Below are 22,944 nucleotides of genomic sequence, written 5' to 3' on the forward strand. Positions count from 1 at the left end.
CGACTCTATCAGATCCTTTTCCGATCCGATTTCCTCGGTGCTTTCCAGGTTCCCGCTCTCGCGTTTCCCTTTCCGGCGGTTCCGACTTTATCAGAGATTCTGAGTCGGAATTCCCGCCCCCTCCGGGGACTGGTTCCGGCACACGAGGTGGCCGGGTTCCCGGTCGGGCGGAGCCGTAAACGTACTGGAGCGGGGCTGCCCGATGCAAATCGAGGCGCCCCGCTCCAGGTTCACGCAGTCGAACGTCCGACGGACCGTCAGACCTCTACCACCACAGGCAGGATCATCGGCCTGCGGCGATAGGTGTCCGAGACCCACTTGCCGAGGGTCCGACGCACCAGCTGCTGCAGCTGGTGCGGCTCGACCACACCGTCCTGGGCCGATCGCTCCAGTACCTCCGTGATCTTCGGGATGACATCCCCGAAGGCGGTGTCCTCGATACCGGAGCCGCGGGCCTGGATGTGCGGGCCTCCCGTGATCTTGCCGGTGGAGGAGTCCACCACCAGGAAGACCGAGATGATGCCCTCGTCGCCGAGGATCTTGCGGTCCTTGAGCGCCGGCTCGCCCACGTCGCCGACCGAGAGGCCGTCGACGTAGACGTAACCCGCCTGGACCTTGCCGGAGATCTTCGCCTTGCCCTCGATGAGGTCGACGGCGACGCCGTCCTCGGCGATGACGATGCGGTCGTGCGGGACGCCGGTCAGGGCGCCCAGTTCGGCGTTGGCGCGCAGGTGGCGCCATTCGCCGTGCACCGGCATCAGGTTCTTCGGGCGGCAGATGTTGTAGAAGTACAGCAACTCACCGGCGGACGCGTGGCCCGAGACGTGGACCTTGGCGTTGCCCTTGTGGATGACGTTCGCGCCCCAGCGGGTCAGGCCGTTGATGACGCGGTAGACCGCGTTCTCGTTGCCGGGGATGAGGGACGACGCGAGGATCACCGTGTCGCCGTCGACGATGCGGATCTGGTGGTCGCGGTTGGCCATGCGGGACAGGGCCGCCATCGGTTCGCCCTGGGAGCCGGTGCAGACCAGGACGATCTCATGGTCCGGGAGGTCGTCGAGCGTCTTGACGTCCACCACCAGGCCCGGCGGGACCTTCAGGTAGCCCAGGTCGCGTGCGATGCCCATGTTGCGGACCATCGAGCGGCCGACGAAGGCGACCCGGCGGCCGTATTCGTGGGCCGCGTCCAGGATCTGCTGGATGCGGTGGACATGGCTGGCGAAGCTCGCCACGATCACGCGCTTGCGGGCGCCGGCGAAGACCTGGCGCAGAACGTTGGAGATGTCGCGCTCGTGCGGCGTGAAGCCCGGCACTTCCGCGTTCGTGGAGTCGGAGAGGAGAAGGTCGATGCCTTCCTCGCTCAGACGTGCGAACGCATGGAGGTCGGTCAGACGGTTGTCCAGCGGGAGCTGGTCCATCTTGAAGTCACCCGTGTGCACCACCATGCCGGCCGGGGTGCGGATGGCGACCGCCAGGGCGTCCGGGATGGAGTGGTTGACCGCGACGAACTCGCAGTCGAAGGGACCGATGCGCTCACGGTGCCCCTCGGCCACCTCGAGGGTGTAGGGGCGGATGCGGTGCTCCTGGAGCTTGGCCTCGATGAGGGCGAGGGTCAGCTTGGAGCCGATCAGCGGGATGTCCGGCTTCTCGCGGAGGAGGAAGGGGACGCCGCCGATGTGGTCCTCGTGGCCGTGGGTGAGGACGATGCCCTCGATGTCGTCGAGGCGGTCCCGGATGGACGAGAAGTCCGGCAGGATCAGGTCGATTCCGGGCTGCTCCTCTTCAGGGAAGAGCACTCCGCAGTCGACGATCAGCAGGCGGCCTCCGTACTCGAAGACCGTCATGTTTCGGCCGATTTCGCCGAGGCCGCCGAGCGGGGTGACCCGCAGGCCGCCTTCGGGGAGCGGCGGGGGCGTGCCGAGTTCAGGATGCGGATGACTCAAAAGACTCTCCTCACCACACGCGCCACGTACCGGTCGGGCACGTGGCGCGCGTGACGTTCGTGCAGAAGCAGTTGTCGTTGTGTGTAGTGCGCAGGCACCGGTGGCCCGCTTATTCAGTTGTGGAGTCTGTTTGCGCGCCTTGCGCGCGAAGTCTGGTGTTAGAGCTGTACCCCGCCGGCAGCAAGATCGATCTTGAGCTGTTCGATCTCCTCGGGGGAGCACTCCGCCATGGGGGCGCGCAGCGGCCCGGCCGGCAGGCCCTGGAGGGCGAGGGCGGCCTTGGTGGTCATGACGCCCTGGGTGCGGAACATGCCGGTGTAGACCGGGAGCAGCTTCTGGTGGATCTCGGTGGCCTTCTGGACGTCACCGGAGACATACGCGTCGACGAGCGCGCGCAGGTCGGGGGTGACCACATGGCCGACGACCGAGACAAAGCCGACCGCGCCCACGGAGAGCAGCGGCAGGTTCAGCATGTCGTCGCCCGAGTACCAGGCGAGGCCGGTGCGCGCGATGGCCCAGCTGGCGCGGCCGAGGTCGCCCTTGGCGTCCTTGTTGGCGACGATGCGCGGGTGCTCGGCGAGCCGGACGATCGTCTCGGTGTTGATCGGGACGCCGCTGCGACCGGGGATGTCGTAGAGCATCACCGGCAGGTCGGTGGCGTCGGCGATGGCTGTGAAGTGCCGGTACAAGCCCTCCTGCGGGGGCTTGTTGTAGTACGGCGTGACGACCAGCAGGCCGTGTGCGCCCACCTGCTGTGCCGCGCGGGCGAGCTCGAGGCTGTGACGGGTGTCGTTGGTGCCGACACCGGCCACGACGTGGGCTCGGTCGCCGACGGCCTCCAGTACCGCTCGTACCAGGTCCGATTTCTCCGCATCGCTGGTGGTGGGCGACTCGCCGGTGGTGCCGTTGATGATCAGGCCGTCGTTGCCTGCGTCCACCAGGTGCGTGGCGAGCCGCTGTGCGCCGTCGAGGTCGAGTGCGCCGTCCGCCGTGAAGGGCGTGATCATGGCGGTGAGGACCCTCCCGAAGGGGGTCTGCGGAGTGGAGGTCGGAGCCATGGGTTACACGCTACTCGTTGCGCACGGCCGGGTCTGCCCTCGGGGGGTGCGGGAAAGTCAGGACAAATATGGAGCCCGGCACTGCCTGCTCGGGGGTTCAAGCAGTGCCGGGTCCGTTTGATCAGGCTAGATGAACTTCTCTAAATGCCGCAATCCGGACACCTCATGAGACTGACCCACGGCCCCCGTGCCCGGGTCGCGTTACGGCGCCACGCGGCCGTTCGCATTGAAGGCGGCGTACGTCAGCGGCATGAGCTTGGCCCACTCCGCCTCCATCTTCTCGCCGACCATCTCGATCTCCCGCTGCGGGAAGGACGGGACCTTGGCCAGCTCGTGCTGGGTACGCAGGCCGAGGAAGTGCATCAGGGAGCGGGCATTGCAGGTGGCGTACATCGAGGAGAACAGGCCGACCGGGAGGACCGCGCGGGCGACCTCGCGGGCGACGCCGGCGGCGAGCATCTCCTGGTAGGCCTCGTACGCCCGGAGGTAGGAGTCCTCCATGGTGCGGGAGACCAGCTCCTGCTGGGCCTCGGTGCCCTCCACGAAGACGTACTTGCCGGGGCGGCCCTCCTGGACGAGCTTGCGGTCCGCGCCGGGGACGTAGAAGACGGGCTGGAGCTCGCGGTAGCGGCCGCTCTCCTCGTTGTACGACCAGCCCACGCGGTGCCGCATGAACTCGCGGAAGACGAAGATCGGGGCGCTGATGAAGAAGGTCATCGAGTTGTGCTCGAAGGGGCTGCCGTGCCGGTCCCGCATCAGGTAGTTGATCAGGCCCTTGGAGCGCTCCGGGTCCTTCTGCAGCTCCTCCAGGGACTGCTCACCGGCGGTGGAGACGCGGGCGGCCCACAGCACGTCGGAGTCGGCAGCGCTGTGCTTGACCAGTTCGACGGTGACGTCACTGCGGAAGCTGGGCTTGGGGTCGTCGACGGGGGTGTCGGTCACGGCTCGGAGGGTCCTTCCATCACTTCGCTGGGCGGCGCCCACTCTACGGGTCGGGACTGACAACGGGGCGTTCGGTGCCGGGCCACGACATACGCCGGCGAATTTCTGTGAATTCGGTGAAACCGGGCACCTTTTGGGGCACTCGCTCGTCTGTGTTGGTGACGGTCACCCCCACGATTCCAAGAGGAGAAGTCCCTGATGTTCGGTCGGCGCGAGCCCGTCCCGTTCGCCTTCCTCGCCGAGGCCGACAGGTTCCGCAGCAATGTCAGTCCCCCGCCCCGAGAGCGGGCGTCCGTCGGTCAGATAGCAGGGCGCTGGCTGCTGGGGCTCACCCTCGTCGCCGGACTCGTGGGCTCGCTGGTCGTCGGCATGCCGGCGCTGTCCACCGACGCGTCCACGCCGGCCCAGCAGTCACAGGCCTCCCAGGGGCACTGACTCCATCGGACCCCCAGAGGTGGTGAGCGGGGACACGGGTCGATAACCTCACCGGGCACCGCCCAAGCATGGATTGAGTGAGGACCAGCCGTGCCCCTGCCCTTCCTGACGGCCGACCGCGCATTCGAGGCAGCCGACGACATCGCGCTGCCCTTCGACGACCACGACCGCTGGCGGCGTCCCTACCGTCCCGGGCCGTGGCGGGTCGGCATGTCGGCGCTGGGGCTGCTGCTCGCCTCGTTCGTGCTGTTCGCGGCGGTCATCATCGCCCTGACCGGCACGGTGAACGAGGCCGCGGTGATCTTCGCCATCGCGCTGGCGGTCATCGCCGTCGCCCTGCGGCTGCTGCGCGCGGGCGTGTGGGTGAGCGCCCGCGGACTGCGGCGTGTGAGCTTCCTCGTCACGCGTACGGTGCCCTGGGACCAGGTCGTCGCCGTGCGGACGGTGCAGCAGCCGGTGCGCTGGCTGGGGTTGCCGCGCACCGTGCAGGGGCAGGCGCTGATGCTCGTACGGCGGGGTCGGGCGGCGGATGACACGCCGACGCTGATGACCACGCACAACGCGGACTTCCTGGCACGGGTCGCAGCGTTCGACCGGGCCGCCGACGCGATCGAGGCGTGGGCTGCGGAGAACGCGCGCCGCTGACAGCGACGGTTACGCCGAAGGGGCCGGTCCGCGGCGTATGCGGGCCGGCCCCTTCGGCGTACGGCCTGGCGATCGTCGTACGGCTGAATCGGCCTCGTAGGTCTGAATCGTCGTCGGAGCGCTCAGGCACGCGGCGTTGTGGCGCTCAGGCCTCGATCGTCCTGCCCTCGTGCAGAGCGATGGCCCGCTGCATCGCCTTGCGCGCCCGCGGGGTGTCCCGGGCGTCGTGGTAGGCCACGGCGAGGCGGAACCAGCTGCGCCAGTCGTCGGGGGCCGACTCCGTCTCGGCCCTGCGCCTGGCGAAGACCTCGTCGGCCGAGTCACGGTCGATTCGGCCGCCGGGCGTGCGCCTCAGTTCGTCGACGGGCAGGCCGCCCTCGGCGTCGAGTTCGGCGGCCAGGGCGTTGGCCTTGCGGACGAACTGGGTGTTCTTCCACAGGAACCACAGGCCGATGACCGGCAGGATCAGCACCGCCACGCCGAAGGTGACGGTGATGACCGTGCCGGACTGGATGAGCATCACGCCACGGCTGCCGACCAGGACGAAGTAGACGACCAGGACGGCGGCCGTTATGGCGTAGGAGATCTTCGCGCGCATTCGTGAGCTCCTGGTCAGCCCAGGTCCAGGAAGTGTTCCAGGCCGAAGGTCAGGCCCGGAGTGGTCACCACGCGGCGGGCGCCGAGCAGGATGCCCGGCATGAAGCTGCTGTGGTGGAGGGAGTCGTGGCGGACGGTCAGGGTCTCGCCCTCGCCGCCGAGCAGGACCTCCTGGTGGGCCAGCAGGCCACGCAGCCGGACCGCGTGGACCGGGACCCCGTCGACGCTGGCGCCGCGCGCGCCGTCCAGGGCGGTCTCCGTGGCGTCCGGCGCGGGGGCCGTACCGGCGGCGCGGCGGGCCTCGGCGATGAGCTGGGCGGTGCGGGTGGCGGTGCCGGAGGGGGCGTCGACCTTCTTCGGGTGATGCAGCTCGACGACCTCGACGGACTCGAAGTAGGGCGCGGCGATCTGCGCGAACTTCATCGTCAGTACGGCTCCGATGGAGAAGTTCGGAGCGATGAGCACACCCGTCTCCGGGGAGGCGGACAGCCAGCCGTTCAGCTGCGCGAGGCGCTCGTCGGTCCAGCCCGTCGTGCCGACGACCGCGTGGATGCCGTGGTGCACGCAGTAGTCGAGGTTGGCCATCACCGAGTCGGGCGTGGTCAGTTCGACGGCCACCTGGGCGCCCGTCTCCGCGAGGGTCTCCAGCTTGCCGCCCCGGCTCAGGGCGGCGACCAGCTCCATGTCCTCGGCGGCCTCGATCGCTCGTACCGCCTCGGAGCCGATGCGGCCCTTGGCGCCGAGGACCGCAACGCGCAGCTTGCTCATCTCTGTTGCTTCCTTACGTCGGATGTTCCGAGGGCGGGCAGGTCAGGCCACGGCGTCGTTGAGCCGGGACGCCTGCTTGTCCTTGAGCGGGCCGATGACCGACAGCGAGGGCCGCCGGCCCAGGATCTCGCGGGCGACCGAGCGGACGTCGTCCGGGGTCACCGCCGCTATCCGGGCCAGCATGTCGTCGACGGACATCTGCTCGCCCCAGCACAGCTCGCTCTTGCCGATGCGGTTCATGAGCGCGCCGGTGTCCTCCAGGCCGAGGACGGTGGAGCCGCGGAGCTGGCCGATGGCGCGATCGATCTCGTCGTCGGACAGGCCGTGTTCGGCGACCTGGTCGAGTTCGTCACGGCAGATCTTCAGCACGTCGTGGACCTGCGAGGGCCTGCAGCCCGCGTACACCCCGAACAGGCCGCAGTCGGCGAAGCCGGAGGTGTACGAGTACACGCTGTAGGCGAGGCCCCGCTTCTCGCGCACCTCCTGGAACAGCCGGGAGGACATCCCGCCGCCGAGGGCGGTGTTGAGCACGCCCAGGGCCCAGCGGCGCTCGTCCGTGCGGGCCAGTCCCGGCATACCGAGGACGACATGGGCCTGCTCGGTCTTGCGGCCGAGGAGCTCGACGCGGCCCGCGGTGCGCAGGGCGCGCCGGCCGCCCCGCGGTGCGATGGGCTCGGCGTCGCCGTTCTTGAAGGCGCCCGCCTTCTCGAAGGCCGCGCGGACCTGTCGTACGACCTTGTTGTGGTCGATGTTGCCGGCCGCGGCCACGACCAGGTGCGTCGGGTCGTAGTGCTTCTTGTAGAAGCGGCGGATGCGGTCGGCGGTCAGGGCGTTGACCGTGTCGACGGTGCCGAGGACCGGGCGGCCGAGGGGGTTGTCGCCGAACATGGTGTGCGCGAAGAGGTCGTGCACACAGTCGCCCGGGTCGTCCTCGGTCATGGCGATCTCTTCGAGGATGGCGCCCCGCTCGACGTTGACGTCCTCTTCGAGGATGAGGGAGCCGGTCAGCATGTCGCAGACGACGTCGATGGCGAGCGGCAGGTCGGCGTCGAGCACGCGCGCGTAGTAGCACGTGTACTCCTTCGCCGTGAAGGCGTTCATCTCGCCGCCGACCGCGTCGAGGGCGGAGGAGATGTCCAGGGCCGACCTGCGGGTGGTGCCCTTGAAGAGCAGGTGCTCCAGGTAGTGCGTGGCGCCGTTCAGGGCCGGGGTCTCGTCGCGGGAGCCGACGTGCGCCCAGATGCCGAAGGTGGCGGAGCGGACCGAGGGCAGGGTCTCGGTGACGATGCGCAGGCCGCCCGGGAGGGTGGTCTTACGGACTGTGCCGATGCCGTTCGCGCCCTTGATGAGGGTTTGGGTACGGGCGACGGCCCGCGCCTCCGAGGAGGTGCGGGCCGTCGTCGTGGAGCTACTCGACGTCACTGGTCGGCGTCGTCCTTCTTGTCGTCCTCGGAGCCTTCCTCGCCCTCGATCACGGGGATGAGGGAGAGCTTGCCGCGGGAGTCGATCTCGGCGATCTCGACCTGGACCTTGGCGCCCACGCCGAGCACGTCTTCGACGTTCTCCACGCGCTTGCCGCCGGCCAGCTTGCGGATCTGCGAGATGTGCAGCAGACCGTCCTTGCCCGGGAGCAGCGACACGAACGCACCGAAGGTGGTCGTCTTCACGACCGTGCCCAGGTAGCGCTCGCCGACCTCCGGCATGGTCGGGTTGGCGATCGAGTTGATCGTGGTGCGGGCGGCCTCGGCGGCCGGGCCGTCGGCGGCACCGATGTAGATGGTGCCGTCGTCCTCGATCGTGATCTCGGCGCCGGTGTCCTCCTGGATCTGGTTGATCATCTTGCCCTTGGGGCCGATGACCTCACCGATCTTGTCGACCGGGATCTTCACGGTGATGATCCGCGGCGCGTTCGGGGACATCTCGTCCGGCGTGTCGATCGCTTCCATCATCACGTCGAGGATGTGGAGGCGGGCGTCACGGGCCTGCTTGAGGGCGGCGGCCAGGACGGAGGCCGGGATGCCGTCCAGCTTGGTGTCGAGCTGGAGGGCGGTCACGAACTCCTTGGTGCCGGCGACCTTGAAGTCCATGTCGCCGAAGGCGTCCTCCGCACCGAGGATGTCGGTGAGGGTGACGTAGTGGGTCTCGCCCTCGATGTCCTGGGAGATCAGGCCCATGGCGATACCGGCGACCGGGGCCTTCAGCGGCACACCGGCGTTCAGCAGCGACATGGTGGAGGCGCAGACCGAGCCCATGGACGTCGAGCCGTTCGAGCTGAGCGCCTCGGAGACCTGGCGGATCGCGTAGGGGAACTCCTCGCGCGTCGGCAGGACCGGGACCAGGGCGCGCTCGGCGAGGGCGCCGTGGCCGATCTCGCGGCGCTTCGGGGAGCCGACGCGGCCGGTCTCACCGGTGGAGTACGGCGGGAAGTTGTAGTTGTGCATGTAGCGCTTGCGGGTCACCGGGGAGAGGGTGTCCAGCTGCTGCTCCATGCGGAGCATGTTCAGAGTGGTGACGCCCAGGATCTGGGTCTCGCCACGCTCGAACACCGCGGAGCCGTGCACGCGCGGGATGGCCTCGACCTCGGCGGCGAGCGTACGGATGTCCGTCACGCCACGGCCGTCGATGCGCTTCTTCTCCTTGATGACGCGCTCACGGACCAGGGACTTGGTCAGCGAGCGGTACGCGGCGGAGATCTCCTTCTCGCGGCCCTCGAACTCCGGCAGGAGCTTCTCGGCGGCGAGGGCCTTGACGCGGTCCAGCTCGGACTCGCGCTCCTGCTTGCCGGCGATGGTCAGCGCGGAGGCGAGCTCCGGCTTGACGGCGGCGGTCAGGGCCTCGAGGACGTCGTCCTGGTAGTCCAGGAAGATCGGGAACTCGCCGGTCGGCTTGGCGGCCTTCGCGGCGAGGTCGGCCTGGGCCTTGCACAGGACCTTGATGAAGGGCTTCGCGGCTTCCAGACCGGCGGCCACGACCTCCTCGGTCGGGGCCTCGGCGCCACCCTGGACCAGCTTGATGGTCCCCTCGGTGGCCTCGGCCTCGACCATCATGATCGCGACGTCGCCGTCCTCCAGGGTGCGGCCCGCGACGACCATGTCGAAGACGGCGTCCTCGAGCTCGGTGTGCGTCGGGAAGGCGACCCACTGGCCGCGGATCAGCGCGACGCGGACGCCGCCGATCGGGCCGGAGAAGGGCAGACCGGCCAGCTGCGTGGACGCGGAAGCGGCGTTGATCGCCACGACGTCGTACAGGTGGTCGGGGTTGAGCGCCATGATCGTGGCGACGACCTGGATCTCGTTGCGCAGGCCCTTCTTGAAGGACGGGCGCAGCGGGCGGTCGATGAGGCGGCAGGTGAGGATGGCGTCCTCGGAGGGGCGGCCCTCACGGCGGAAGAAGCTGCCGGGGATCTTGCCGGCGGCGTACATCCGCTCCTCGACATCCACCGTCAGCGGGAAGAAGTCGAGCTGGTCCTTGGGGTTCTTGGAGGCGGTGGTGGCCGACAGCACCATGGTGTCGTCGTCCAGGTACGCCACGGCGGAGCCGGCGGCCTGCTTGGCCAGGCGGCCCGTCTCGAAGCGGATCGTGCGGGTGCCGAAGGAGCCGTTGTCGATGACGGCCTCGGCGTAGTGGGTCTCGTTCTCCACTAGCGTTTTCTCCGTTACTTTGTCGTCTTTGTCCCGTGGCTGCCCGTGTGGCAGGGGGACGGTTCCGGAGAAGCGCTCCGTCTGGTGCGGGCCGGTCTTCGATCGAAGCACCCGGGGCTCACTCCCCGGGGGCCACTACCGAGGACCGGCGGCGGCGAGGCGCGCTTCTCCTCTTTTCATCGTGCTGTGTCGTCCGTATTGCGTTGTGCTACCACACTACAAAGCGTGCGTGACACTCCGCATGTTTCCGCACGTACGGCTGACTTTCCGTATGTACGGCAAAGGGAGCGGCTCCCGATCCTCCGGGAACCGCTCCCCTCGTGGCGTCTTACTTCGCGCCCGCCGCACCGCGGCGGATGCCGAGGCGGTCGACCAGCGTACGGAAGCGCTGGATGTCCTTCTTCGCCAGGTACTGGAGAAGGCGGCGACGCTGACCGACCAGGATCAGCAGACCACGACGGGAGTGGTGGTCGTGCTTGTGGGTCTTGAGGTGCTCGGTCAGGTCCGAGATACGGCGCGAGAGCATCGCGACCTGGACCTCGGGGGAGCCGGTGTCGCCCTCCTTGGTACCGAACTCGGTGATGATCTGCTTCTTCGTAGCGGCGTCGAGCGACACGCGTACTCCTCGTGAGTCTTCTGTTGCCACCGAGTGCCCCTGGTCTGCTACTCAGGGGAGCTTCCGTGACTCGGGAGGCGGGGATCCGCTGGGCGCAGCCCCCAGAAGTACCGGGGGCGCGTACACAAACGGCCGTCACACAGCGTACCAGCATGCGGGCACGCTCCTGACAGGCGGTGCCCAGGGGCACCGCCCGGGTTCAGATGCCGCCGCGGACCTTGGCGTAGACGTCGAGGACGGCCAGGCAGATCGGGACCAGCGAGAGCAGCACCAGCGAGTCCGCGAGGTCCAGCATGCGGCCCCAGAAGGGAGAGAGCCCCTTCTGCGGCACGATCAGGGCGATCGCGATCAGCAGCAGCACACCGGCGCCGACCGAGGCGCCGAGCCACAGGGTCCGTACGTCGACCGGACCGGAGTTGCCCTGGAGCAGATCCATGATGACGTCGGCCGGCGGCGAGATCGCGAGGCCGAGGACCAGCAGGGCCAGCGTGATGACACCGGCCACGAACAGGCAGGTGACCTGGGCGGTGTAGCGGAACAGCCGGGCCCGCAGCATCGCGGCGAGGCCGGTGCACAGGGCGAGCAGCTGGGCCCAGCCGCTGTCGCTGAAGCCGAGGACCGCGCCGCCCGCGCCGATGATCACCGCGGCGCAGCCGCCGACCAGGCCGAGCAGCAGTTCGTGGCCCCGGCTGGTCTGGGCGACGATGCGCTGGACGTCCACGGCCTCCAGGTCGCCCTCACGGCCCTCGCGGCGGGCGCGGGCCAGGTCCTCGGGGTTGCGGAAGCCGATCGGCAGCTTGGCGAAGCGGGACGACCAGCCGGGCAGGAAGCCGACGACCGCCAGGGCGACGACCGAGGTGCCGGCGGCGATCTCGCGGGGCTCCGCCTCGGTGAGCACCCCGCAGAACACGGCGAGCGTGCCGATCGCGGAGGCCAGAGCGGCGGCCACGAACGGGGCGTCGCCCTGCGGCAGCAGCATGATCAGTACGACGGAGAAGAGCAGTACGGCGACACAGCCGACGAGGAACTGGATCCTGCCGGGACCCTCACCCGCGTCCTGCGGGATGACACCGGAGCCCGCGATGAGCGCGTGCGGCAGCGCCGAGATGCCGAGTGCGACGGCGGAGCCGCGGTCGTCGTAGACCCGGGCCCGCACACCCGCCAGCGCCGTCAGGGCGAGCGCGGTCACGCCGGCCAGGATGCCCTGGAGGCCGTGCATGTCGTGCCGTAGCGGATCCGCGAACCAGAAGACGAAGCCGAGCATGACCAGCAGCAGCGAACCCGCGACGAGACCGGCCACCCGCATCAGGTTGTCGTTCCAGCTGCGGGTGTCCTGCTTGACCGCGGCGGCGATGGCGTCCACCACGTCGTCGTGCACGGCCGGCGGCAGTGAGTCGGCGAAGGTGCGCAGCAGCAGCACGTCACCGTCCCTGACCCGGTGCTCCAGCAACGAGCGACTCGCGTCGAGCACTTGGCCCTCGCGCGTCACGAGGTGGTAGCCCGAGGGGCTGGTGTCGGACTGGACCATGCCCGAGAGCCTCACGATCTCGGGAAAGAGGTCCTGGATCGGCAAGTCCTCGGGCAGCGCGACGTCCACACGACTGTCCGGTGCTGCGATGGTGATTCGGCAGAAACCTGTCGAAGTCCCCGTGCTCACCTGGTGTTCCCCCTGCTAGACAAGGCTTCCTCGCGCCGCTCGTACGACGCGGAGCGCCACCATATCCGTTGCCGCACCCGGCTCAGGGCCCACCTCCCTCATTCCTCCCAGGACCTGCGCCGCATCTCCATCCGCCTCCCTCCCTCGGGCACCGGACGCATCAGTAGGATCGGCCTCTGCGCGAACGACGCCTACGCGAACGAGAGACCATCTCGGCACAGCGGTACACGGGGGCGTCGGTGCCAAGACGTATCAATCGCGAAGGATGAGTGCATCGGTGAGCGTCGTCATCATCAAACGACCACCGCGGATAGTGCCGCCGGCCGTCCCGGACGGCGAGGTCAAACTGGAGACGCCCCCCGAGATCCCTCGCGAGGGCGACGAAAGCATGCTGATGAACCTGCTGCCCATGATGGGCATGCTGGGTTCCGTCGGCTTCTTCTTCATGCCCAACCTGCCCTCGTACATGAGGGTCGTCGGTGGGCTGATGCTGGCCTCGACGCTGGCCATGGCCATCGCCCAGTTCGCCAAGTCCCGTCAGGGCGGCGGCGCGGGGATGGCCCAGGACCGGCGTGACTACTTCCGCTATCTGGAGCAGGTCCGCAAGGACGTGCACAAGACCGCGGAACTCCAGCGGCAGAGCCAGCTGTTCCAGCACCCCGACCCGGAGCAGCTGTGGGCGGTGGCCGCCGACGGCAAGCGGCTGTGGGAGCGGCGTCCGATGGACGCCGACTTCGCCTCCGTACGGATCGGCCGTGGTGTGCAGCAGTTGAACACCCCGCTCGTCGCGCCGGAGACGGCTCCCAAGGAGGAGCTGGAGCCGCTGACCGCGGCGGCCATGAAGGCGTTCCTCGACGCGCACGGCAGTCTGTCCGATCTGCCGGTGTCCATCTCGCTGCGCGCCTTTTACCACGTGACGATCTGCGGCGAGAGCGACACGGTCTACGGCAACGCCCGTGCGTCCCTGTCCCAGCTGGCGACGCTGCACTCGCCCGAGGACCTGATGATCGCCGTGGTGGCACACCCCTCCGCGGCGGTGGACTGGGACTGGATCAAGTGGCTGCCGCACAGCCAGCATCCGAAGGCCAAGGACGGGGCGGGCTCGGCCCGGCTCCTCTTCGACGACCTCGGGGAGCTGGAGGAGGCGCTGGCGGACCAGTTGGGCGACCGGCCCCGCTGGAACCGTGAGGCGGCTCCCGTCTACGACCAGCCGCACCTGATCGTGGTGCTCGACGGCGGCACCGTGCCGCCGGACTCCGAACTCGCCAGCGCCGAGGGCCTCCAGGGCGTCACGTTCCTGGAGATCTCCCCCGGCCCGCTGGAGGAGGAGCTGCGCGCCGGTCTGACGATCTACGCGAAGCCGGAGCGGATGCGGCTGTTCGTCGGCCACGAGTCCGCGTACACCGGCAAGCCGGACATCCTGAACGTGGCGCAGGCCGAGTCCCTGGCCCGGCAGCTGGCCCCGTTCCGGGTCGGCTCCGCGGAGGAGGGCGAACCCCTCCTGTCCAACCTGGACTTCACCGACCTGATGGGCATCGGCGACGCGGGCACCGTCGACGTCTCCCGCACCTGGCGTCCCCGAACGCTGCACGAGCGGCTGCGCGTGCCGATCGGTGTCGGCGAGAACGGCGAGCCGGTCATGCTGGACCTCAAGGAGGCCTCGCAGGAGGGCATGGGCCCGCACGGTCTGTGCGTCGGCGCCACCGGTTCCGGTAAGTCCGAGGTGCTGCGTACGCTGGTGCTCGGTCTCGCGGTGACGCACTCCTCGGAGACGCTGAACTTCATCCTCGCGGACTTCAAGGGCGGTGCGACCTTCGCCGGCATGGCGGACATGCCGCACACCGCGGCCGTCATCACCAACCTCGCGGACGACCTCACCCTCGTCGACCGCATGCGCGACTCGATCATGGGTGAGACGCAGCGCCGTCAGGAGCTGCTGCGCTCGGCCGGCAACTACGCCAACCTGCACGACTACGAGAAGGCCCGGGCGGCCGGTGCCGCACTGGAGCCGATGGCCTCGCTGGTGATCGTGCTCGACGAGTTCTCCGAACTCCTCACGGCCAAGCCGGACTTCATCGACATGTTCATCCAGATCGGCCGTATCGGCCGATCGCTGGGCATCCACCTGCTGCTGGCGTCGCAGCGCCTCGAAGAGGGCAAGCTGCGCGGCCTGGACACCTATCTGTCGTACCGGATCGGTCTGCGGACCTTCTCCGCCGCCGAGTCCCGTACGGCGATCGGTGTCCCGGACGCCTACCACCTGCCGTCGATCCCCGGCTCCGGCTATCTGCGCTACGACACCGACACCATGGTCCGCTTCAAGGCGGCGTACGTGTCGGGGCCGTACCACGGTGAGGGCCCGTCCCGGGTGCACCGCTCGACGCAGCTGCGGCCCGCGCTGTTCTCGGCGGAGCACGTGGCGCTGCCCCCGCAGCCGGTGATCGAGGAGCCGGAGCCCGACAACCGGGTGGACGACGCGCTCGCCGACACCGTCCTGGACGTCCTGGTCAGCCGGATGATCAACCAGGGACCGCCCGCCCACCAGGTGTGGCTGCCCCCGCTGGAGGAGGCTCCCTCGCTGGAGCAGCTGCTCCCGCAGCTCGCCGTCACCCAGGACCGCGGTCTGACCGCGCCCGACTACACGGCGCTCGGCCGGCTCAACGTGCCGGTCGGCCTGGTGGACAAGCCGTTCGAGCAGCGGCGTGACGTGCTGTACCGGGACTTCGCGGGCGGCGCGGGCCACGGTCTGTTCGTCGGTGGTCCGCAGTCCGGCAAGTCGACGCTGCTGCGTACGCTCATCTCGTCGTTCGCGCTCACCCACACGCCGTCCGAAGTGCAGTTCTACTGCCTGGACTTCGGCGGTGGCTCGCTGATCTCGATGGAGGACCTGGCGCACGTCGGCGGCGTCGCCAACCGGCTCGACGCCGAAAAGGTGCGCCGTACGGTCAGCGAGGTCGAGGGCATCCTCAACGCGCGCGAGGAGTACTTCCGCGCGAACAACGTCGACTCGGTCACGACCTACCGTCAGCGCCGGGCCGCCGGCCAGCTGCCGGACCAGGTCTGGGGTGACGTCTTCCTGGTCATCGACGGCTGGGCCACCTTCAAGACGGACTACGAGATGCTGGAGGCGACCGTCACGGAGATCGCCACCCGAGGCCTCGGCTTCGGTGTGCACGTGATCCTGACGGCGAGCCGCTACACCGAGGTGCGTCCCGCGCTCAAGGACATGCTCCAGAACCGCATCGAGCTCCGGCTCGGTGACCCGACGGAGTCCGAGATCGACCGCAAGGTCGCGCAGAACGTCCCCGCCACCGTGCCGGGCCGTGGTCTGACGCCGGACAAGCTGCACTTCATGACGGCGCTGCCGCGCGTCGACGGCTCCTCGGCGACGGAGGACCTGTCCGAGGCGACGTCGATCCTCCTCGGCGGCATCAACGAGAACTGGCAGGGCAGCCACGCCCCGGCCGTGCGACTGCTGCCCACCATGCTGCCGGCGGACCGTCTGCCCAAGGGCTTCGAACACCCTGACCGTGGCGTCGCCGTCGGTATCGACGAGTCGTCGCTCTCGCCGGTCTTCGTCGACTTCGAGACCGACCCGCTCTTCATCGTGTTCGGTGAGAGCGAGTCCGGAAAGTCCGCGCTGCTCAGGCTGCTGGTCAAGCAGATCACCGAGCGCTACACGCCGGACCAGGCGAAGATCGTCATGGGCGACTACCGGCGTGCCCACCTGGAGGGCGTGCCCGACTCGCACCTGTCGCGGTACTGCGCCTCGGCGCCCGCCCTGACGGAGACGCTGGAGGGCCTGGCCGGCTCCATGCACCGCCGGATGCCCGGCCCGGACGTGACGCCCGAGCAGCTGCGCAACCGCAGTTGGTACAACAGCCCGGACGCGTTCGTCATCGTCGACGACTACGACCTGGTGGCGACGGGCATGAACCCGCTGGCCCCGCTCCTGGAGTACCTGCCGTTCGCCCGTGACATCGGCCTGCGCGTCATCATCTCCCGTGCCTCGGGCGGCGCGAGCCGCTCGCTGTACGAGCCGGTGATGCAGCGGATGCGCGAGCTGGGCGCCCAGGGTGTCGTGCTCTCCGGCGACCGGTCGGAGGGCCAGCTGCTGGGCAACATCACGGCGTCGCAACTGCCGCCGGGCCGGGGGTACTTCCACACGCGCCGACGTGGTGGGCAGCTGATTCAGACGGGTTGGCTGCCGAACCGGTTCTGACAGTCGGCCGGGTCGAGTGTTCAGGGGCGGTACCCGCGTGGGTGCCGCCCCTTCCCGTTGTCCCTGGGGGCTGGGTCTCGTACGGGCGCCCCGGCTAAGGTGGCGTCACGACAGAAAAGACCAGCCACGGGGGGCAGTTGTGCCGTCGGACTACATGGATTCCGATCCTCAGGTCCTCAAGACCGAGGGCTTCCACATGTTCAATACCGGCCTGGACTTCGCCAAGGCCGTGACGGCCCTGCAGACCGGGCTGACCGCGCTCGAGAAGGGTGACACCCCGCCGTGGGGTGACGACGACATCGGCGAGAAGTTCGGCGTCGTCTACGAGGGCCTGCGCGACGGCATGTACGAGTCGATGGGCAGCCTCGCGGAGCGCATCGCCGGGATGGGTGTCGCCTTCACCAAGATGGGCGTGGCGCACGAACTGAACGAGGCCGAGCAGGACGCCATCTGGAAGGACACGATGGCCGACTACGACGGCCAGGTGAAGGTGCCGTCCGGTGCCGTACACGCCAGGTTGCGGCCTCACCAGAGCCTCTGATCCGCGACGGGCACGTGCGGGGCGATCGACGCCAGTAGGGTGAGACACGTTCGTCGTTCGCACGTCAGGAAGAGGCCCAGCGGCATGACCGAGGCACGGGACAACGAGGTCGGGACTCAGGCCGAGGACATCAAGGCACGCAAGGAGCGGGAGCGGGACGAGCTCTACGCCCTCGACATCTCGGGGGTCGAGTGGCACTGCGCGCCCGGCACCGAGGCGGACGAGGAGCGCGTCGAGATCGCGTACCTGCCCGCGGGCGCGGTGGCCATGCGGTCCTCCCTGGATCCCGGCACCGTGTTGCGCTACACCGAGGCGGAGTGGCGGGCGTTCGTGCTGGGGGCGCGGGACGGGGAGTTCGATCTGGAGGCGGCGCCGCACAACGGTGGGGTGGCGGCCGAGTAGGCCGCGCTCCGGGCCAGGCCGGGCGCCTAAGATCGGCGTCGTAGGCGAAGGCATCCGCGACGGCGGAGGACGGGGACCCATGACCGGCTCGACCGAGGACTACGCACCGCACCCCCACATAGGCGGCCGGACGGCCGCGCTGCGTGCGCTCACCTCCTGGCGCGCGGCCGCGCCCGGCGCTCCGCGGGTGGTCGTGCTCACCGGCAGCTCCGGCAGCGGGCGTTCGCGGCTGATCACCGGGTTCCTGATGCTGTGCGAGCCGGAGTACCGCAAGCGGCTGCCGCTGGACGAGCTGGATCCGTCGACGGTGCCGCCGGACCTGCCGGCCCCGGCCGTACCGGCCCCCGACGGGCTGACCGCGGCCCAGGTCCTCTGGCTGCTCGCCGACCACTACGAGCTCGACGCCGCCGGCACCGAGGACGTGTTCGCCGAACTGGCCGCCCTCGACGAGCCGGTGACCGTCGTCGTACCGGACGTCGACCGCGCCGGTCCGGTGCGGGCCGCGGATGAGCCCGCCCGGCTCGTACGGGAGGTACTGGCTCCCCTGGCCGCCACCGGGACGGTCCGGCTGCTGGCGGAGGTGCCACGACCGCTGGCCGCCGAGCTGGCCGCAGGCCTGCCGCCCGGCACCGCGCAGGTCATCGATCTGGACGAGCCTGAGTGGGCCGACCCCGAGGGGTTGGTGCTGCAGGCCCAGGCCGCGCTGAACCCGGAGTTCGGGGCGCCCGAGCTGCCGTTCACCGTGGATCCCGCGGTCCGTCTCGCCCTGGGAGCGGCGATCGGACGCCGGGCCGGGACCAGTCCGCTGGTCGTCCAACTCGCCGTCAACTGCGCCCTGATGGCCCCGGAGGACTTCGACCCGGCCGACGAGAGGTACCTGCCGACGTCCGTCGGCGAGGCCCTGGACCTGCATGCCGAGCGGCTCGGCGCCGACCCGCGGACGCTACGGCTGCTGCTGGCCCCGCTCGCCCTGGCGGAGGCGGAGGGGATACCGGTCCAGCTGTGGGCGCGGCTCGTGAGCGCGGTCGCCGGGCGGGACATGAGCCAGGCCATCGCCGACGGGATGCTCCTCGCCGGACCCTTCGTACTGCCCGAGGAAGTGGAAGCCGACGGGGCGGACGGGCCCCGTACGCTGCTGCGGCTGCTGCACCCGGCCGTCGGGGACGAGATCCGCGCCGCACTGCCCGGCGTCCGCGCCGCTCAGACGCAGGTCGCGATGGCGCTGCTGGAGGCCGTGCCCGAGCAGGACTGGAGCAAGGCCGACCCCTACGTACGCGACAACATCGCGGGGCACACGCTGGAGGCGGGGCTGCTGCCTCAACTCCTCACGGATCCCGGGCTGTTCGTCCATGCCGATCCGGTGCCGCTGCGCTCCGCCGTGGAGGCCGTACCGGTCGAGGAGCTGGGCGCCGCGGCCCGTACGTATCTGCGTACGGCCCCGCTGCTGACCCGCACCCAGGCGCCGGTCACGCTGCGTGCCGCCCTGCTGGAGACCGCGTTCGTCGAGGACGGCCTGCCCGAGTACGCCGACGCGATACGCCGACGGCTCGGCCTCGAACTGCCCTGGCAGACACTGTGGAGCCTGCCCGTCCCCGGCATCAGCGCCGTGACGGTCGGCAGCCTGCCCCGCCCGGACGGACCGGCCGTCCCGGTCGCCGTCCTCGTCGTGCCCGCCGGCACACCCGAGGCGCTCCCGGTCGGCGAGGGGTCTCCTTCCGCGGTGCTCGTCCATGGCCTCGTCCAGCCGGACCACCTCGGCGACGCCGACCCACGGCAGATCCTTCGTCCCTCCGAGGAGGAACGTGCCGCCGCCCCGCTGGGGCTGAGCCGTGGCGCCGACTACCTGCGCGTCTGGGAACGCGCGAGCCAGGAGGTCGTCGCCGCGCTGATCTCCGACACCCCCTTCACCGCCGCCGACCTGTCCCCCGACGGGATCCTGCTCCTCGCCACCGAGCGCGGGGCGAAGGCCCTGCGTATCCGCTCGGCGGGCGCGGGGATAGCCTCGTAGCCACGTACGACCGCCGCGTGGAGTCCACGACACCGGCCCACCCCTCGTCCCCCAGCCCCCATCGACCATTCCGAAGGAGCCTCCCCCGTGACCAGCCAGGAGCAGGCGCTCGCCATCGCCGACCGGTGGCTCAACCCTGAGGGCTCGGCGGAGCCGCGCCGTGAGGTCCGGACGCAGGAGTTCGACCTGGGCTGGGTCGTGTGGGCCGCGCCCGCGGAGCCCGAGCGGGACCCGGAGACCGGGGAGCGGCGGCCGCCCGCCGAGATCGGCAACGCGTGCGGGGTCGTGGACCGCCGTACCGGCGAGTTGACGGTGTGGCCGTCGGTGCCGGTGGACGAGGTCGTGCGGATGTACCGGCAGAAGCACGGCGGCGCGGCTCAGGGGAAGGGTTCGCCGGGAGGGACCCGTCCGGTCACCGGCCCGGGCAACACGGCCGTCTTCACCTACGTCGACCCGGCGAACGGCGAGGAGACCACCCTCTTCCGCAACTCCGGCCCCGGCCTGCCCCCCGCCGAGTACCAGGCGTGGGCCGAATTGCGGCGGATGAACGTCCCTGTCGACAGTGTCCTGGCCATCCACACCGACCTGCGCCCCAGCCTGCTCCCCGGCGGCTACACGGCCGAACTCCTCAACACCTTCCCGAACGCGCAGCTCTCCTGCTCACAGACCTACGGTGCCCGCCCCGAGGCGCGGGCCGAGGGCATCGCGGCGCTGGTCGAGCAGGTCGAGACGATGCACCGGATCGCCGGTCAGCAGCCGCCGCCCCGCCCGTACCGCGTCCCGGTTCCCGCCCAGATGACGCCCGCGGAGCCGATGACCGACGAGGCCCTCGGCCGTCATCTCGTCGAGGTCTTCGGTGAGGACGGCGTACGTCGCTACGACGCCGACGTCATCGCGGGCAGCCCGCTGCCGGAGGACATCAAGGCGACGCTCACGTGGGCGGGGCTTCCCGCCGACCTCCCGCTTTTCTTCACCGCCGACCGGCCCGACGCGCCGCCTGCCGGTGGCCTGTTCACCGACGTCGCGGCGAATCTGCGGGAGCGGCGCAGCCCGGCCGGCGAGGAGAAGATCGGCGTCCTGGCGCACCTGGCACGGATCGGCTTCGACGGCGTGGCGGTCATCGCGGTGCAGTGCCGGCCGGGGGCGGGGCAGCCGGACGGCCTCGGCGCGGTCTGGGCCGTCGATCCGGTGACGGCCACCGCCCGCTACGTCAACGTCTCGGCCGCCGCCTTCGCCCGCTCTCTGGCGCTGCTCAGCACCGTACGGCAGCGGATGCGCGGCCTGGACCCGGTCGCGGTCGGCGGTGAAGTCGCCGCGCTGCAGGAGCAGTTGGTGGCCATCGACGCGTCCGCGCTCGCGAACGCGGAGACCTGGTGGTCACTGATCGTCGAGCAGATGTGGCACGGGCTGTTCTGACCTGCGCCGCGAGGATCCCGCCGCGACATCCGGACCCACCCGACCAGGAGCGCAGCACGTGACTTCGGAGAACGCGGCCCCGCCCACCACCGCCGAGTAGGCTCTCGACATCGTGCGGAGCCGCTACGCGCAGCCCAAGCTGCCGGACGGCACCCCGGCCGAGCTGCGCGCCGAGGAGTTCGACATCGGGTACCTGGTGTACGCGGTGTTCCCGCCGGTCACGGACGCCGCCGGCCGGCCGCAGCCCGCTCCGCCCGGCGGCAGCAAGATCGTGGTCGCCAAGGACACCGGCGAGACCGTCACCGTCCCCAACTACCCGACCCGGACGGCCATCGCGCGGTACCGCGAGCAGCGCCAGGCCTCCTGAATCAGTACAGCGAGAATCCGCCGCTGTGGCGCCCCTGGCTCTTCTTCGGGGGCTGCGAGGACTGACTCTGCGGGCCCTTGGGCTCTGCCGCCCCGGAGGAGGGGCCACCACTCGGCGACGCCTCCCCGTGCCTGACGCGGTCGCGCTCCTCCTCCGACAGCGACTCCCACTGACCGCGCAGGGACGCCATTCCTCCGCCCAGGGCGCGTGCCACCGCGGGGTCGTCGAGGGCATCGCGCAGGGCGAGGCGGCCGGAGAGCAGCTTCTTGGCGGCTTCCTGCATGTCCTTGCTGACTCCGTCGGTCTCGGTCAGCTTGCGCAGGGCGGAGTTCAGCGAACGGATCTGCGCCGGTTCGAGTGCCTCGTCCAGTACGCCTCGGTCCTGCGAAGAGCCGTCCCGGTTCGGTGAGTTGTCGGATTGCTTGGCCATGTCGCTTCTCCTCGCTGCTCCTGTCCGCACTCGGCACCCGCAGTATCTCCCGTCACGCGGGGGCGCGGTGCCGCGGCCGGCCTCGGAGGGTAGTCTGCGCTCCGTCAACCATGAGTTGATCTTACTTTCGCTCATGCAACGCTCATCCAGTACGGGGTCCCCAGGCATGTCGACGCCTCCACCGCAGTACCCGAATCAGCCGTACGGGCAACCGCAGTACGGTCAGCCGCAGCAGCCGTATGGCCAACCACAGCAGCCGTACGGGCAACAGCCGCAGCCGCCGTACGGATACCCGCCCCAGCAGCCGCAGCCGCCGGGCGGGCCTCAACGTCCGCAGCCGGGAGCCGCGTTGCGGATGGTGAAGGCCGCGGTCGTCGTCATCGCGGTCGTCGGCGGACTGGGCTATTACGTCTGGGACTACAACACCAGCCCCACCGGCGGAAAGGCGAAGGCGGAGGCGTCGGCGTCGGCCGCCGCCGAGGAGGCCAAGACGCACGAACCGGAGGTCGGCGACTGCGTCAAGGTCGCGGACCCGAAGGGCGAGCCGGTGCCCACGGTCGTCGACTGCGGCTCACCGGAGGCCGAGTACAAGATGGGTGAACTGCTGCCCGGCCAGGGCCAGGAGTGCACGTCGGCGTACGACTACGGCATTCAGCACTACAACAGCCGGCGCTTCGACTACACGATGTGCTTCACGAAGGTGTGAGCTGGGGTTCGCCCGTGTCGGGGCGGCGGACCGAAGCTGGGGTGGGGTCAGGGCAACGCGTTCCCCAGCGTCGCGCCCACCGCCGCCACGATGATCGCCATCAGGGCCCAGCGGGTACGGCCGCGTCGTGCCAGCTCCACGCCGGGACCGGCCAGGGCGAGGCCCACGACGTACGCCACGGTCCAGACGCCCGTACCGCTGTCGAGGCGCCCGACGATCCCGAACAGGCAGCCCAGCCCGACCAGCGCGCCGGCGCCCATGAGGCCGATACGGGCGCTCCACGCCTGCTGCGACCGTTCCGTCCCGAATGCCGGAGCCCGCAGCTCTCGGAAACGCACCTGGAGTCCGTCCGTGCCCTGCCGGACCGAATCCCCCTCGCCGCGTTCCGCCAGCGCCTGTTCTCCGTCGTGCGTCGTCATGACGAGGCAGCGTAGTACCAGTCGTACGGGCGTGAAGCACCGGCAAGCCGTGAGCCGGGGGATCGGCGGGTCGCGCCGGCTCCGGAAGGCGTAAATGCGCTGCGGCCGAGGCGCGTTGGCGGGCGGCACGC

20 protein-coding genes are annotated in these 22,944 nt (G+C 70.0%); 9 read left to right on the forward strand and 11 right to left on the reverse strand.

Features of this window, described 5'->3' with window-relative positions:
• Positions 1 to 257: 257 nt before the first annotated feature.
• From ACZ7NC_RS32745 to thyX, 3 genes are all read right to left on the reverse strand, one after another.
• Positions 258 to 1,943, reverse strand: coding sequence for a ribonuclease J (locus tag ACZ7NC_RS32745; RefSeq protein ID WP_471493448.1), 1,686 nt, complete (start codon positions 1,941 to 1,943; stop codon positions 258 to 260).
• A 158-nt stretch (positions 1,944 to 2,101) separates the two neighbouring features.
• Positions 2,102 to 3,001 (reverse strand): 4-hydroxy-tetrahydrodipicolinate synthase, encoded by a 900-nt coding sequence (dapA, locus tag ACZ7NC_RS32750; protein ID WP_471493450.1) that lies wholly within the window; start codon positions 2,999 to 3,001, stop codon positions 2,102 to 2,104.
• Between the two features lie 201 nt (positions 3,002 to 3,202).
• The gene (gene thyX / locus ACZ7NC_RS32755; RefSeq protein WP_471493452.1) at positions 3,203 to 3,943 is read right to left on the reverse strand and encodes an FAD-dependent thymidylate synthase; all 741 of its coding nucleotides are present in this window, start codon (positions 3,941 to 3,943) and stop codon (positions 3,203 to 3,205) included.
• A gap of 198 nt (positions 3,944 to 4,141) precedes the next feature.
• Here thyX and ACZ7NC_RS32760 point away from each other — a divergent pair, with 198 nt between their 5' ends.
• Positions 4,142 to 4,378: a hypothetical protein gene (locus ACZ7NC_RS32760; protein ID WP_471493454.1), complete on the forward strand. Its 237-nt coding sequence runs from the start codon at positions 4,142 to 4,144 to the stop codon at positions 4,376 to 4,378.
• Positions 4,379 to 4,468: 90 nt separating this feature from the next.
• Positions 4,469 to 5,023, forward strand: a complete 555-nt coding sequence (locus ACZ7NC_RS32765; RefSeq protein ID WP_471493456.1) for a hypothetical protein — start codon at positions 4,469 to 4,471, stop codon at positions 5,021 to 5,023.
• Positions 5,024 to 5,168: 145 nt separating this feature from the next.
• On the opposite strand, the gene ACZ7NC_RS32770 is transcribed toward ACZ7NC_RS32765, so the two are convergent.
• The 6 genes from ACZ7NC_RS32770 to eccD all read right to left on the reverse strand — a co-directional run bounded on the left by ACZ7NC_RS32770 (position 5,169) and on the right by eccD (position 12,302).
• Positions 5,169 to 5,621, reverse strand: a complete 453-nt coding sequence (locus ACZ7NC_RS32770; RefSeq protein WP_471493458.1) for a hypothetical protein — start codon at positions 5,619 to 5,621, stop codon at positions 5,169 to 5,171.
• A gap of 14 nt (positions 5,622 to 5,635) precedes the next feature.
• Positions 5,636 to 6,388 (reverse strand): 4-hydroxy-tetrahydrodipicolinate reductase, encoded by a 753-nt coding sequence (dapB, locus tag ACZ7NC_RS32775; protein WP_471493460.1) that lies wholly within the window; start codon positions 6,386 to 6,388, stop codon positions 5,636 to 5,638.
• Positions 6,389 to 6,430: 42 nt separating this feature from the next.
• Entirely contained in the window at positions 6,431 to 7,810 is a 1,380-nt protein-coding gene (locus tag ACZ7NC_RS32780) for a M16 family metallopeptidase (protein WP_471493462.1), read from the reverse strand.
• Positions 7,807 to 10,029, reverse strand: a complete 2,223-nt coding sequence (locus ACZ7NC_RS32785) for a polyribonucleotide nucleotidyltransferase (protein ID WP_471493464.1) — start codon at positions 10,027 to 10,029, stop codon at positions 7,807 to 7,809. Before ACZ7NC_RS32785 ends, ACZ7NC_RS32780 begins: the two co-directional genes overlap by 4 nt.
• 328 nt (positions 10,030 to 10,357) lie before the next feature.
• The gene (rpsO, locus tag ACZ7NC_RS32790; RefSeq protein WP_020138875.1) at positions 10,358 to 10,645 is read right to left on the reverse strand and encodes a 30S ribosomal protein S15; all 288 of its coding nucleotides are present in this window, start codon (positions 10,643 to 10,645) and stop codon (positions 10,358 to 10,360) included.
• Between the two features lie 199 nt (positions 10,646 to 10,844).
• Positions 10,845 to 12,302, reverse strand: coding sequence for a type VII secretion integral membrane protein EccD (gene eccD, locus ACZ7NC_RS32795; protein ID WP_471493466.1), 1,458 nt, complete (start codon positions 12,300 to 12,302; stop codon positions 10,845 to 10,847).
• A gap of 277 nt (positions 12,303 to 12,579) precedes the next feature.
• Here eccD and eccCa point away from each other — a divergent pair, with 277 nt between their 5' ends.
• From eccCa to ACZ7NC_RS32825, 6 genes are all read left to right on the forward strand, one after another.
• Complete coding sequence (gene eccCa / locus ACZ7NC_RS32800) at positions 12,580 to 16,524, forward strand: type VII secretion protein EccCa (RefSeq protein WP_471493468.1); 3,945 nt, start codon at positions 12,580 to 12,582, stop codon at positions 16,522 to 16,524.
• 154 nt (positions 16,525 to 16,678) lie between these two features.
• Complete coding sequence (locus ACZ7NC_RS32805) at positions 16,679 to 17,065, forward strand: hypothetical protein (RefSeq protein WP_471493470.1); 387 nt, start codon at positions 16,679 to 16,681, stop codon at positions 17,063 to 17,065.
• Positions 17,066 to 17,149: 84 nt separating this feature from the next.
• Entirely contained in the window at positions 17,150 to 17,467 is a 318-nt protein-coding gene (locus ACZ7NC_RS32810) for a DUF397 domain-containing protein (RefSeq protein WP_471493472.1), read from the forward strand.
• 79 nt (positions 17,468 to 17,546) lie between these two features.
• Positions 17,547 to 19,475, forward strand: coding sequence for an ATP-binding protein (locus ACZ7NC_RS32815; protein WP_471493474.1), 1,929 nt, complete (start codon positions 17,547 to 17,549; stop codon positions 19,473 to 19,475).
• An 87-nt stretch (positions 19,476 to 19,562) separates the two neighbouring features.
• Positions 19,563 to 20,891: an SUKH-4 family immunity protein gene (locus tag ACZ7NC_RS32820; protein ID WP_471493476.1), complete on the forward strand. Its 1,329-nt coding sequence runs from the start codon at positions 19,563 to 19,565 to the stop codon at positions 20,889 to 20,891.
• 112 nt (positions 20,892 to 21,003) lie between these two features.
• Entirely contained in the window at positions 21,004 to 21,258 is a 255-nt protein-coding gene (locus tag ACZ7NC_RS32825) for a hypothetical protein (RefSeq protein WP_471493478.1), read from the forward strand.
• Between the two features lies 1 nt (position 21,259).
• Here ACZ7NC_RS32825 and ACZ7NC_RS32830 read toward each other — a convergent pair whose 3' ends face one another.
• Positions 21,260 to 21,688, reverse strand: a complete 429-nt coding sequence (locus ACZ7NC_RS32830; protein ID WP_471493480.1) for a hypothetical protein — start codon at positions 21,686 to 21,688, stop codon at positions 21,260 to 21,262.
• A 355-nt stretch (positions 21,689 to 22,043) separates the two neighbouring features.
• On the opposite strand from ACZ7NC_RS32830, the gene ACZ7NC_RS32835 reads away from it, so the two are divergent.
• A complete protein-coding gene (locus ACZ7NC_RS32835; protein ID WP_471493482.1) occupies positions 22,044 to 22,394 on the forward strand; it encodes an LppU/SCO3897 family protein in 351 nt (116 codons plus the stop codon).
• 47 nt (positions 22,395 to 22,441) lie between these two features.
• Here ACZ7NC_RS32835 and ACZ7NC_RS32840 read toward each other — a convergent pair whose 3' ends face one another.
• Positions 22,442 to 22,813 carry a hypothetical protein gene (locus tag ACZ7NC_RS32840; RefSeq protein WP_471493484.1) on the reverse strand — a complete coding sequence of 124 codons (372 nt, stop codon included), beginning with the start codon at positions 22,811 to 22,813 and terminating at the stop codon, positions 22,442 to 22,444.
• Positions 22,814 to 22,944: the final 131 nt, after the last annotated feature.

The sequence above is a fragment of the Streptomyces sp. NPDC111802 genome (genome assembly GCF_055634335.1).

Excerpts from the sequence above, each read along its gene's own strand:
- dapA (WP_471493450.1), bottom strand. The coding sequence starts at position 3,001 with ATGGCTCCGACCTCCACTCCGCAGACCCCCTTCGGGAGGGTCCTCACC.
- ACZ7NC_RS32760 (WP_471493454.1), top strand. The coding sequence starts at position 4,142 with ATGTTCGGTCGGCGCGAGCCCGTCCCGTTCGCCTTCCTCGCCGAGGCC.
- ACZ7NC_RS32770 (WP_471493458.1), bottom strand. The coding sequence starts at position 5,621 with ATGCGCGCGAAGATCTCCTACGCCATAACGGCCGCCGTCCTGGTCGTC.
- dapB (WP_471493460.1), bottom strand. The coding sequence starts at position 6,388 with ATGAGCAAGCTGCGCGTTGCGGTCCTCGGCGCCAAGGGCCGCATCGGC.
- ACZ7NC_RS32805 (WP_471493470.1), top strand. The coding sequence starts at position 16,679 with ATGGATTCCGATCCTCAGGTCCTCAAGACCGAGGGCTTCCACATGTTC.
- ACZ7NC_RS32810 (WP_471493472.1), top strand. The coding sequence starts at position 17,150 with ATGACCGAGGCACGGGACAACGAGGTCGGGACTCAGGCCGAGGACATC.
- ACZ7NC_RS32815 (WP_471493474.1), top strand. The coding sequence starts at position 17,547 with ATGACCGGCTCGACCGAGGACTACGCACCGCACCCCCACATAGGCGGC.
- ACZ7NC_RS32830 (WP_471493480.1), bottom strand. The coding sequence starts at position 21,688 with ATGGCCAAGCAATCCGACAACTCACCGAACCGGGACGGCTCTTCGCAG.
- ACZ7NC_RS32835 (WP_471493482.1), top strand. The coding sequence starts at position 22,044 with ATGGTGAAGGCCGCGGTCGTCGTCATCGCGGTCGTCGGCGGACTGGGC.
- ACZ7NC_RS32840 (WP_471493484.1), bottom strand. The coding sequence starts at position 22,813 with ATGACGACGCACGACGGAGAACAGGCGCTGGCGGAACGCGGCGAGGGG.